The sequence below is a fragment of the Faecalicatena orotica genome (genome assembly GCF_003149245.1).
GTDB classification, from domain to species: domain Bacteria; phylum Bacillota; class Clostridia; order Lachnospirales; family Lachnospiraceae; genus Faecalicatena_A; species Faecalicatena_A orotica.
Genome location: NZ_QGDL01000010.1, coordinates 134,918 through 147,889 on the forward strand (window position 1 = coordinate 134,918; position 12,972 = coordinate 147,889).

8 protein-coding genes are annotated in these 12,972 nt (G+C 47.4%); all 8 read left to right on the forward strand.

The window, feature by feature from the left end:
- Positions 1–4 precede the first annotated feature (4 nt).
- Positions 5–3,016, forward strand: a complete 3,012-nt coding sequence (locus A8806_RS16700; RefSeq protein ID WP_109732344.1) for a phage tail protein — start codon at positions 5–7, stop codon at positions 3,014–3,016.
- A gap of 13 nt (positions 3,017–3,029) precedes the next feature.
- A complete protein-coding gene (locus A8806_RS16705) occupies positions 3,030–3,386 on the forward strand; it encodes a hypothetical protein (protein WP_109732345.1) in 357 nt (118 codons plus the stop codon).
- Between the two features lie 4 nt (positions 3,387–3,390).
- Positions 3,391–6,075 carry a hypothetical protein gene (locus A8806_RS16710; RefSeq protein ID WP_109732346.1) on the forward strand — a complete coding sequence of 895 codons (2,685 nt, stop codon included), beginning with the start codon at positions 3,391–3,393 and terminating at the stop codon, positions 6,073–6,075.
- A complete protein-coding gene (locus A8806_RS16715) occupies positions 6,065–9,076 on the forward strand; it encodes a hypothetical protein (RefSeq protein WP_109732347.1) in 3,012 nt (1,003 codons plus the stop codon). The genes A8806_RS16710 and A8806_RS16715 overlap by 11 nt, the downstream gene beginning before the upstream one ends.
- A complete protein-coding gene (locus A8806_RS16720) occupies positions 9,069–11,630 on the forward strand; it encodes a BspA family leucine-rich repeat surface protein (RefSeq protein ID WP_109732348.1) in 2,562 nt (853 codons plus the stop codon). Before A8806_RS16715 ends, A8806_RS16720 begins: the two co-directional genes overlap by 8 nt.
- A gap of 82 nt (positions 11,631–11,712) precedes the next feature.
- Positions 11,713–12,045, forward strand: coding sequence for a hypothetical protein (locus A8806_RS16725; RefSeq protein ID WP_109732349.1), 333 nt, complete (start codon positions 11,713–11,715; stop codon positions 12,043–12,045).
- A gap of 1 nt (position 12,046) precedes the next feature.
- The gene (locus A8806_RS16730; protein WP_181368758.1) at positions 12,047–12,463 is read left to right on the forward strand and encodes a carbohydrate-binding protein; all 417 of its coding nucleotides are present in this window, start codon (positions 12,047–12,049) and stop codon (positions 12,461–12,463) included.
- An 11-nt stretch (positions 12,464–12,474) separates the two neighbouring features.
- A complete protein-coding gene (locus tag A8806_RS16735; protein ID WP_181368759.1) occupies positions 12,475–12,951 on the forward strand; it encodes a phage holin family protein in 477 nt (158 codons plus the stop codon).
- Positions 12,952–12,972: the final 21 nt, after the last annotated feature.

Sequence of the window (12,972 nt, forward strand, 5' to 3'; positions counted from 1 at the left end):
GCAAATGGCGGCAACGAGTGTAGGACAGATCGGTCTGGATCTGGTAGTAAATAAAAATCAATTTGACAAGCAGATGTCAGGTATTGGAAATCTGGCTAAAAAAGCGGGTGCTGCCCTTGCAGCGGCTTTTGCAGTAAAGAAAGTAGTAGATTTCGGGAAAAGCTGTGTAGACCTCGGTTCCGATCTGGCCGAGGTGCAGAACGTTGTAGATGTTACTTTTCCCCGCATGACAGCACAGGTTGATAAGTTTGCTAAAGATGCTGCGGCCAGTTTTGGATTGTCTGAAACGATGGCTAAGAAGTTTACCGGTACATTCGGGGCAATGGCGAAAGCATTCGGATTTTCAGAACGCGAAGCATACGACATGAGTACAACACTGACCGGTCTGGCGGGCGATGTGGCTTCATTTTACAATATCACGCAGGATGAGGCATACACAAAGCTGAAATCTGTATTCACAGGCGAAACAGAAACCTTAAAAGATCTGGGTGTTGTTATGACCCAGAACGCTCTTGATGCCTACGCAATGGCAAACGGGTATGGAAAGGTCACGGCAAAAATGTCTGAGGCCGAAAAGGTTGCCCTTCGGTATGCCTTTGTGCAGGATCAGCTGACTGCCGCCACGGGGGATTTTACAAGGACTTCTGACAGTTGGGCGAATCAGGTGCGTGTATTAAAACTTAATTTTGAGAGTTTGAAAGCAACCATCGGACAAGGCCTGATTAGTGTCCTGACCCCGGTCCTGAAAGTAATCAACAGTCTCTTAGCCAAACTTATGACTCTGGCTTCTGCATTTAAAAGTTTTGCGGCACTTATTACCGGGAAGAAAGCAGAAGGCGGAGGCGGTATAGGTACTTTAGGCGCAGAGGCCGCGGCGGCGGGTGACGGCCTTGGAAGTGCTGCAGGCGCAGCAGACTCACTGGCTGATTCTGCGAAGGGCGCAGGCGGGGCCGCTAAAAAGGCGGCCAAAGAAATGAAAGCGCTTATGGGATTCGATGCCGTGAATAAATTGCAGGATCAGTCCGATGATTCAGGGGATGGCGGGTCTGGCGGTGGAGGCGGCGGAGGCGCTGGCGGAAGCAATGTAGATTTTGGAAGTCTGTCTGATGGAGATACCATAATCGACAAACTAGACAGCAAGTTCCAGAAACTGATCGACCGCATGAAGGAACTGGCCGATCTGTTTAAAAAAGGTTTTTCGATAGGATTCGGTGATAGCGAAAAACGGATAGATGAGATCAAGGAGCACCTGTCTGGGATTAAGCAATCACTGAATGATATTTTTACTGATGAGAGGGTTGTACAGGCCGCAAATGGTCTTTTCGATTCTCTTGCTTTAAATGCAGGAAAGGTTGCCGGATCATTTGCGAGTATAGGTGTCACACTTGCTGATAACCTTATCGGAGGGATAGACCGGTATCTGTCTGATAGCAAAGATTATATCAAGGACAGACTTGTATCTATATTTGATGCAAATTCCGAGATCATGAACCATATCGGTGATATTTGTACGAATATTGCGGACGTATTTAGCGTATTTGCAAATGATGATGGGAAGAGGATCACAGCGTCAATCATTGGAATTTTTTCAGATGCAGGCCTCGGTATAACGGATGCATTAAGCCGTGTTGTAAGGGATGCTCTCGGTGTCGTAAATGACGTTTTAGAAGAAAACAAGGAAAAATTAAAAAGCGCAATCAGTAACACACTTGCACCGCTGGCTGAAATAGGAGAATCTATACATAAGTTAGTGCAGGGAACTTTTGAGAAGGTAAGCGAGGTATATGACACGTATATCGAGCCGGCATTTACAAGAATAAAAAATGGATTCTCGGAAATTTTTGGATCCGCGCTCGATGCTTATAATACATATCTGGCACCGGTTTTGGATTGGATCTCAGGAAGATTTTCAGAACTGGTGAGTACTTATATTCAGCCGCTACTTGATGCCTTTTTAGATTTATTTGGTCAGGTGACCGAAGCCGTTTCGGTATTTTGGGAGTTTATCTCTCCTTTTGTAGCATGGTTCGTTGAAAAATTTATTGCTGATTTTGCGAGTAGCTTAGAATGGCTATGGACGCAATTTGAATCAGTGTTCGGGTTGATTTCATCCATTTTAGAAGGATTTATGGAGATACTGAAAGGCCTGATCGAATTTATAGTCGGAGTATTTACTGGTGACTGGGATAAGGCATGGGACGGGATCAAAACCATTTTTTCCGGAATTTGGGACATGATCTGCAAGATTATTAAAACTGTGTGGGACATGATCTGCAACACGATAAAAACGTACCTAGATAGCGCAAAAAACACTATTTCTGTTGCACTTAATGGCATAAAGACTTTTATGTCTGGAATTTGGGACACTATAAAAAATCTTGCAAAAACCGCTTGGGACTCAATCAAGAATTTTATTACTAATCCGATTAAAACAGCAAAAGAGGTTATATCATCGGTACTGGATGCAATTAAAAGTAAATTCTCATCGGCATTTAGCGCTATCAAAGACGTGGTTCGAGGGCCGATAAATACTATCATTGGATTTTTAAATCGGCTGATTCAGGGAATGGCAAGTGCAGTAAACAGTATTGCAAATATGTTTAACAGTATAAGTATTGATTTGCCGGGATGGCTGGAAGATCTAACAGGATTTTCTAGTATTGGATTCAATTTGCCTACATGGTCACCGGGGTCTATTCCCTATCTGGCACAAGGCGGTTTTGTAAAAGCCAATACGCCGCAGCTCGCCATGATCGGTGATAACAGACATCAAGGTGAGATTGTGGCACCGGAGGATAAAATGCAGGATATGGTTAATGCAGCTGTAAAGGCCGTAGCTGGATCTGGTGGCGTAAGCAAGGCAGAACTTGAGTCCATTATAAATAATGCTGTAATGCGGATCATAGCGGCATTAAGTCAAATGGGATTTTTCGTTGACGGGCAACTTATGGCAAAAGCTATGCAAAGGGCAACAGAAGAACTCAACTATCTGCAGAACCCAGTAAAAATAGTATAGGAGTGATGCACAATTGAAAGAAATTTTAAAGGCCGGGGGAATAGTTCTTCCGGCCCCTGTTTCCATAACTGTTAATGACGAGCTGATCTGGACAGCTGACACAGGGAGGCTTATGGATGGGACAATGGCCGGTGATGTCGTAGCAGAAAAGAAGACGGTATCCATTAAGTGGGGCATTATGCCTGAGACAGATATCGTAAAGATTAAATCTGGAATAATCATAGGATTTTTCCCGGTCACATTCCGGGATGACGGGGTTGAACTAACAATTGAAACATACCGGGGGACGTTAAGCAAAGAGCATTTAGGATACATCGGGGATGGGATTTATTGGTACCGAAGCGCATCCGTTGATCTGATAGAGAGGTAACAGCATGATTAATACAAGCACAGAATACAAACAGGCAGTAGCTGAGAAAAAGCGATTTATTGCAAAAGCTACTTGTCTGCTCAAAAACGGAACCACTCTTGAGTTTAATCAGTCAAATCTTATGGTTGGCGGTGTCTTAACAGCGGATGGTGTCACGAGATCGAATAATTTTGATATTGGGGCAGCTATTATAAACCAGCTGACTCTTGCAATTTATAACGGTAACGATGAATTTTCCGATTATGATTTTACCGATGCGGTTATAACCGTGTGGGTCGGGATGCCATTATCTGACCGAATAGAGTGGATAAAAAAGGGAGTGTTTAATGCTTCCGATCCGACAACCACGCCAGACGTAATATCCTTAAAGGCATGGGATAACATGTCCAAATTTGACACCGCCTACGATGGAGGCCTGAGCTTCCCTACTACTATTCAGACAATCGTGCAGCATTGCTGTACACGATGCGGGATATTGCTGGTCAACGGGCAGTTTCCGAATTATGGATATCGGATTGAGAAAGATCCATTCGGGGAAAACGGGATTACTTATCGGGCTATTATTGCTTACTGTGCCCTGCTGGCCGGATGTTATGCCCGGTGCAATGTAGACGGACGGCTTGAGCTTAAGTGGTATGATACGGCAGCCTTTAACGGCATTATTGATGGCGGCATGTTTGATAAAACTACGGAGTCCAGTTACCAGACAGGTGATAATCTGGATGGCGGTAATTTTACCGATTATAACAGTGGCGATACAGCGGACGGCGGTGCCTTTACGGATGCGTTGCCATACCACCACATTTATAGTTTTTCCTCCCTGTCAGTCAGCACGGAAGACGTAGTTATAACCGGTATCAGGGTTAAGGCATCAGACGGCGAGGATAGTTCCGGCCAGAAAGTAGAGGGTGAGACATACCTCTGTGGGGCCGAAGGCTACATCCTTGAGGTGTCTGGCAATCCCCTGATCGAGCCCGGGAAAGCAAAAGCAGTTGCAGAATACCTTGCAGGCCGTGTTGTGGGGATGCGGTTCCGGCCATTTACGGCCAGCGCGATTGGCGACCCTTCGTGGGAGGCCGGGGACGCGGCGATGATAACGGATCGGAAAGGCAACAGCTATTATACATACCTCACCAACGTTACATACAGCACTGGTGGGTACGCAAATATCAGCTGTGATGCAGAACCGGCGGCACGGCACAGCGCTGACCGATACGAGGAGATCAACAAGATTGTGGCGGACATCAAAAAGGACAGCCTCCAACAGCTCACCGAATATGGCAAGCTGTTGGAGCAGATGAACGGCCTCGCTGTAAATGCAATGGGGTATTATGAGACTACTGTGGTAGGGGATGACGGCAGTAAGATACATTATATGCATGATAAGCCGCTCCTGTCTGACAGCAGGACTGTATATAAGCAGTCCATCGATGGGTTCTTCTGGTCAAAGGACGGCGGGAAAACATGGACCGGCGGAGTTGACAAGGACGGGAATGCAGTCATGAATGTGATCGCCGCTATTGGGATATCTTCTGAGTGGATTGATACCCGTGGATTCAAGGCGGCTGATGATGACGGAAATGTAACCTTTGAAATTGACGCAAAAACAGGAAAGGTCAGAATTGAGGCCGAGTCCTTTTCTTTATCAGGGAAAACCATTCAGGATATCGCTGATGGGGCTGTAGATGGATTGGATGAGTCGCTTACTTTTGAAGAAGTTTTTAACCGTTTAACAAATAACGGGACGATGAAGGGGTTATACATAAAAGATGGACAGCTATATTTTTCGTTCAACTATGCTAAAGGCGGAAACTTGTCTCTTGGTGGCAAGGACAATGGAAATGGAGTGTTAAAGATACTCAATTCATCTGGTGTAGAGATCGGGACATGGGATAACACAGGGGCCCATTTGTATCAAGGTGAGATTAAAGGTCCTCTCATCAAAGTGGGAGGATCGGGGAATAAATATGGAGCATTAGAGGTTATAGGGGACGATGATATTCTTCGTATGAAAGCCTCAGGCAATATATTCAGGTTTTACGATAAATCTGGGGCAGAAGTAGGGGCTATAACTTGCGATAATTTAATTTCAGGTGGTTTCGAGCATTCAATAATAATAGGCCTTTCAAATCTCACTTCCAATATATTGTTTTCAGATGATGGTGTAATTGAAACTCACGCAAAAAAGGGCGTTAACATGGCACAGTCAAAAGTACAGTTTAACGGTGATAGTACTGGTGGCGTTTTTATTCACGCAGTCCCCCAGACCACCACATCATCATGGGATGCTAAGTTTATTGAGTCGAGCGGAGGCCTTTACAGTGATTATAATTTCAAATTGGTCCGAGGCGTATCTTCTTCCGAAAGATATAAAGATGTAGGAAAAGAGATGACCGCGGAAGACATTGAGCAGTTATATAATATCACTCCTGTGTGGGCTAAATACAAAGAGGGATACCTAGAAGAATCGGACGAACGATATGGTGTGGAACATCCAATGTTTATAGCAGAAAATATTGATAAGTATGCACCATTGGCGGCGGATCACGATAAGGATGGACGGCCCGAAAACTGGAACCAAAGGGTTATGATGCCATATATGTTCCAAATGCTGAAAGAGCAGAAAAATGAATTGGATAACCTTAAAGCAAGGTTAAAGGAAATGGAGGAGAAAGTACATGCCAATTAGATGCAGACGTGGGTTGAAGGAAGAATTTATCCCGTCAAAGCTGTCACCGGGCGAGTTTGCGGTTGCTACTGACACGGGAAACGCTTGGTACTGCTATTCTGGCGGAAAGGTAATGCTCATTGCAACATCCGAAGATGTCGAAAAACTCCGTCAAGAGGCCGAGAATGCAAAAGAGGACACGCAACTCTTACTGGATAATATGCAGGAAAATATAGACAAAAACATGTCTGTGCTGAGATCTGAGATCAACCTGACAAAGCAGGATATTATTAAAATGAGGGATGAGGTTTTAGTCCAAATGGATAATAAGCTTGCAAGTATCGAGGGGGACATCATAGACACCCAGAACACCATCCGGACACTGGTAGACAGCCAGACCGGATTGCAGCTTCTTCTTGACGGTAAGATAGATGATGCTTATGTAGAGGACGGCTACTTGTACATGACCAGCAACAATGAGGTTGTAGTCGGCCCTCTCGGCCCGTTCTCCGGCGGCGGTGGAGGCGGAGGCGGTACCGGAAACAATGCCGTGCTTACCGTGTCCAATACCAGCGGATGGTTAAGCAAATCGGTTGCATCTGGGGCGGCCTGTGAGATCAGCGTTACATGGTCCTCTCTGGAGGATGACCTTCCGACCGGAAACGGGACACTAAAGGTTACGATCAACGGTCTTGTCAAGACCACGCAGGACATCGCACAGGGCAAAGTAACGGTGGACATCGGAAAGTATCTTTCCACGGGTGCAAACATGGTCAAGGTTAACGTGGCGGATGTGTATGGCAACAGCAGGACAATCAATTACAGCGTGTCGGTTGTCGAGGTGTCTGTGAGCTCCACCTTTGATGCAGGCGTACCCTGTACCGGTGCAATTACATACACCTACACGCCGACAGGCAACGTGTCAAAGACCATGCATTTTATCGTAGACGGTCGGGAGATCGGCACCGCAGAGATCAGCGCATCCGGACGCCAGCAGTCTTACCTCATACCGGCACAGACACACGGGTCACACAGCCTGTTAGTATACTTTACAGCCGTGGTGGACGGCGTAGAGATCAAATCCAATGAGCTGTATTACGAGCTGATCTGCACCGTGGCAGGGGAGGATGCCCCGATCATTACCAGCACCTACAGGGGCGGCACCGCAGAGCAGTACGCATCTATCGTCATCCCGTATATGGTTTACAATCCGGTGAGCATGACGGCAGCCATTACCTTGTCAGCCAACGGCAGACAGGTGGCATCCCTTACCGTGGACCGTACCCAGCAGATATGGACGTACCGGGCGGACAGCACCGGGGAGTTGAGTCTGGAGATTGCCTGCGGGGAAACGCGTAAGACTATTGCGGTCACAGTGACGGAAAGCAGTATGGACATTGGGGCAGAAACACAGGACCTTGTATTATACCTATCAAGCTATGGAAGAAGCAACAATGAAGCGAATCCGGGAACATGGGCCTACTGGGATCTACAGGCAGTGTTTACCGGATTTAATTATTCCTCGGATGGATGGCAGCTCGATAAGGATAATAACACCGTCCTGCGGGTGGCCGGGGATGCCAGACTGACAATCCCTTACAAGGCATTTGCACAGGACTTCCGAACCGGCGGCAAGACGATCGAGCTGGAGTTTGCCACACGGGATGTCATGGACTACGATGCCGTGATTATGTCATGCATGTCAGGCGGCCGAGGATTTGAGCTGACAGCACAGAGAGCATTACTGAAATCAGAACAGTCAGAGATCAGTACGCAGTACAAAGAGGATGAGCATGTCAGAATTGCATTTGCGGTCGAGAAACGGGCCGAGAACAGGCTTGTGTACTGTTACATTAACGGGATCATGTCCGGTACGGTCCAGTATCCGACAGACGATGACTTTGCACAGGCTGTGCCGGTCGACATCTCCGTAGGGTCCAATGACTGCACGATAGACCTGTACAACATCCGGATCTATGACAACGACCTGACGCGGTATCAGCTGCTCAACAACTGGATCGCAGATACGCAGAACGTTGACATAATGCTGGATCGGTATACCCACAACAATGTGTTTGATGATTACGGCCAGATCGTTATCTCGCAGCTACCAAAAAACCTTCCGTATCTGGTCCTCGAAGGGCCGGAACTGCCGCAGTACAAGGGTGACAAAAAGATGATATCCGGTTACTATACGGACCCGGCCAACCCTGCAAAGGACTTTACCTTTACCGGGGCACAGATCAACGTACAGGGTACATCCTCACAGTATTACGCCCGCAAAAACTATAAGGTGGACTTCAAGGGCGGCTTTATAGACAGCACAGGGGAGAGCATCATCGGTTACAAGATCCGCGAGGATGCCATACCAACAAGTACCTTTACCTTTAAAGCTGATGTGGCCAGTTCGGAGGGCGCGAATAACGTGGAGCTGGTCAGGCTGTACAACGATGCCAACCCATACAAAACGCCGCCGCAGACGGCCAACAGTGCGATCCGTCAGGGAATAGACGGGTTCCCGATCGTCATCTTCTGGCACAACGGGGACAGCACAACGTTTTTGGGTAAATATAACTTTAACAATGACAAGGGCACACCGGAGGTATATGGATTTGGGGACGGCGATGAGTCATGGGAGATGCTTAACAACACAAGCAGCCGCGTGCTCTTTAAGAGCGCAGACTTTAGCGGTGATGCATGGCTCAATGACTTCGAGGGACGTTACCCGGATGGCAACACAGACCCGGTGCAGTTAAGTGCGCTGTCGGAATGGCTGGTCAGCACGGATCAGGAGAAGGCCACGGGGGCGGCTCTTGCGAGTCCAGTTACTTACGGGGGCGTGGAATACACCAAAGACACAGCAGATTACCGGCTTGCTAAGTTTAAAGCGGAGCTGCCGGATCACATCGAGCTACAGAGTGCAGTGTTCTATTACCTGTTTACTGAGCTCTTTTTGATGGTTGACAGCCGGGCGAAGAACATGTTCCCGACAATTTTTTCTGGAGGTGATAACAATGGGTAAATGGTGTTTCCTGCCGTATGACTTTGATACGGCAATCGGCATCAACAACGAGGGTTCGCTGGTGTTTAGTTACGAGCTGGAAGACATTGATCAGGTGGCCGGTGCAGACGTATTTAACGGACAGCACAGTGTATTGTGGGTCAACCTCAGGCAGGCGTTTCAAGAGGACATCAAGGTCATGTACCAACAGCTCCGGTCCACCGGGGCACTCTCTTACGAGGCCACGGAGCGGCAGTTTGAGGAGCATCAGGCCAAATGGCCGGAGGCGATCTTTAACGAGGACGCTTACTTTAAATATTTACAGCCATTGATCGAGGACAACAGTGCCGCGTACCTGTCCATGTTACAGGGCAGTAAAGCGGAGCAGCGCAAGTGGTGGCTTTACAACCGTTACCGTTATCTGGACAGCAAATACAACGCTGGGGATGCCCTGTCAGATGTCATTACCGTGCGTGGATATGCAAAGGCAGACATCACGGTAACGCCTTATGCAGACATCTACGCATCGGTCAAGTACGGCTCTTATCTGGTCCAGCAGAGGGCCTTAAGAGGGTCCAGCTACACACTGGAGTGCCCGCTGGACAATGTCAACGATACAGAGATTTATATTTACAGCGCAAGCCAGCTCAAGGACGTAGGGGATCTCTCTGGTCTGATGGTCGGCTACGCGGAGTTTTCACTTGCCACAAAACTACAGTCCCTCAAACTGGGGGATGCAGCGGCGAGCTACAGCAACACCAACCTGACCGACCTCCATCTCGGCAACAACGTGCTCCTTCGGACATTGGACGTGCGGAACTGCCCGAACTTAACACAGGCTGTGGACATCTCCGGGTGTGCAAATGTAGAGCATGTGTATTTTGACGGCACTGGGATAACAGGAATCAACCTCCCGGTCGGCGGAATCCTTAAGACCCTGCACCTTCCGGCTACGGTCACCAACCTGACAATACGCAATCAAGGGAGCCTGACGGACCTGACCATACCGTCTTACACCAACATCTCTACACTGCGACTGGAAAACGTCAGCACGGCGGTGGACAGCAAGGCAATCCTACAGGAGATCCCGGCAAACAGCAGGGTGCGTCTGATCGGGATAGACTGGGAGGCCGGGGACGCGGATACGCTGATGGGGATTGTCTCCCTTCTGGACACCATGCGCGGGCTGGACGAGAACGGCAACAACACGGATATGGCACAGGTAAGCGGCACAATCCACGTTGACACCGTGACCGGGGCACAGGTGGCAGAGATCCAGAGCAAGTATCCGGATCTTAAGGTTGCGTTTGAACATATCACCAGTAACCTTTATTTCTATAATTACGATGGCTCCGTTTTACTGTATACGCAGGCCATCGTAGACGGTGCTGACGGGGCCTACAGCGGCAGTACACCGAGCAGACCGAGTACGGCGCAGTATACTTACACCCATGCAGGATGGAGCAAAAAGGTGGGCGGAGCTGCGGACAGCGAGGCATTAAAAGCGGTCACGGCAGACCGGAATGTGTATGCTGCATTTACGGCGGTGATACGTAAGTACACGGTCTGGTATTATAATGATAAAGAATTATTACAGACTGTATCTAACGTACCTTACAACGCCAGTGCAACGTATACTGGAACAACACCTGTAAAAACGGGGGTTGACGATCCAGAACTGTACGAATTTACAAGGTGGGAACCGACAGGGAAAAACATTACTGGTAATACATACTGTTATGCTCAGTATAATTATTTAGGGATGCCTGCTTTGGCAAAAAATTGGATAAATGGGCTTACGACGGATGAGCAAAAAACAATAACAAGAATAGTAATTGTTGATGATTATGTACCGTCTGGGAGCGAAGAAAAAGCGTGGGATGCTTCGGATTATAAAAATGAATCGGTTATGGCTTACAAAGAAGGAACAGAGATAACTATCGCCGGAGATGGATCAGGAAAGATTATGTTCCCAAAGGTGTGCAATAACATATTTGGTGGATTTAGTTCCTTAATTTCTATTAACGGATTTGAATTATTTGATACTATTGAAAGCACAGATTTGTCCAGTATCTTTTATGGTGATGGAAACTTAACAAACGTGAATTTATCGAAACTAGACACCAGAAATGCTACTTCAATTTCTTCTATGTTTTACAATTGTTCGAAACTATCATCGCTAAATCTAACCAATTTTAATACCAGCAAAGTTGTGGACATGTCATACATGTTTTATAATTGTAAGAGCTTGACAATATTAGATCTAAGTAATTTCGATACCAATAAAGTTACAAATATGGGGCGCATGTTTCAGGATTGTTCAAATTTACTATCCCTAAACATGAACAATCTGAATGTTAACAAAGTTACAAATATGGTTTACGGATTTGCAAATTGTATAAGTTTTACAAGCTTAAATCTGAATAACTGGAAACTATCCGGGAGTGCAGGACTTAGGTATCTTTTTAGTAACTGTAAAGTAAATGGCGTATCCGTGAATAGACAGAATATAGCTGACTGGAACTGGAATACGGAAGATATGACAGATATCCAGTTTATACAAATGTTTGGATAAGGAGGGATGCCAATATGACCATCCGATCAAGACCGTGATAAGCGGTCTTTTATTATGCAAAAAATCAAAAAGGAGAAAAAATATGAGAATGATATTAAGCGATGGGACAGAGATCCCGATTGTAGACGGCTCTTACACAGGGACCGTTGTTTTAATTGCAGAGGACAGGCAGGCCGCCTTTGACATCTGGGAGCAGCTCACCCCACCCGCACTGCATGAGGTAAAGATATCACGGGATGATGGCTCTGTACTCCACACCCTGCACGGGGCGGTTGTGGACGGCATACAGATCGTGTCCAACCCGCAGGGCGTTTTTACGGTACATATTTACATGAGTGAGACAGAGACAGGGGATATCGCCACGGATGCGGAGTATGTACAGGCGGCAAAGATCCTGCTGGGAGAGGAGGCGTAACATGGGAGTAGTAGATAGGGCAAGGGAGCTGCGGCACCAGATCGAGGACAACGCGGCACCGATGAGTGATTACATGGCCTTACAGTACACAGAGTTGTTCGGGGTCTGGAGCGGTGCCGGAACTGCTTATAAATCCGGGGACCGCGTGAGGTACAATGGCACGCTATATAAGGTATTACAGGACCACATCTCACAGGTGGATTGGACCCCTGAGTCTGCACCGAGCCTGTTTGGCAGAGTGCTGATACCGGACCCGACCGTGGTGCCTGACTGGGAGCAGCCTGACAGCACAAACCCGTACAGCAAGGGAGATCGGGTAAAGCATAATGGGAAAACATGGGAGAGTCTGGCAGACGGAAACGTCTGGGAGCCGGGGGCAACTGGGACAGAGTCATTATGGAAAGAAATCGAGGAGTAAGGAGAGAAAATATGGACAAATATAATGTAATAAAGGCAGTATTATCAGGAGCAGTGGCCGCGGTATCTGCAAGGCTGGGGATTCTGGGGCCGATGCTTCTGGCGCTCACCGGTGTTATGATCGTGGATTACATCACCGGGATGTTGGCAAGCAAGAAAGAGAACAGCATATCAAGCCAGCGCGGCATGTGGGGGATCATCAAGAAGATGCTGTATGTTGTAGTGGTGGGTGTCGGCATGTTAATGGACTGGCTGATCCTGACCACGGCGGACAGCATGGGGGTACATATCCCACTGGCTACATTCTTCGGTTTACTGGTGGCCGTGTGGCTTATTATAAACGAGTTAATAAGTATATTAGAAAATCTGACAAGGCTGGGCACACCGATGCCGGCCTTTTTGCTTACCATTGTACAGCATTTTAAAGTGGTCGTTGAGGCCAAAGGTGATGAGCTGACAAATATAGATAATAAACACGAGGGCGAGTAACATCGTCCTCGTGTTTGCGAC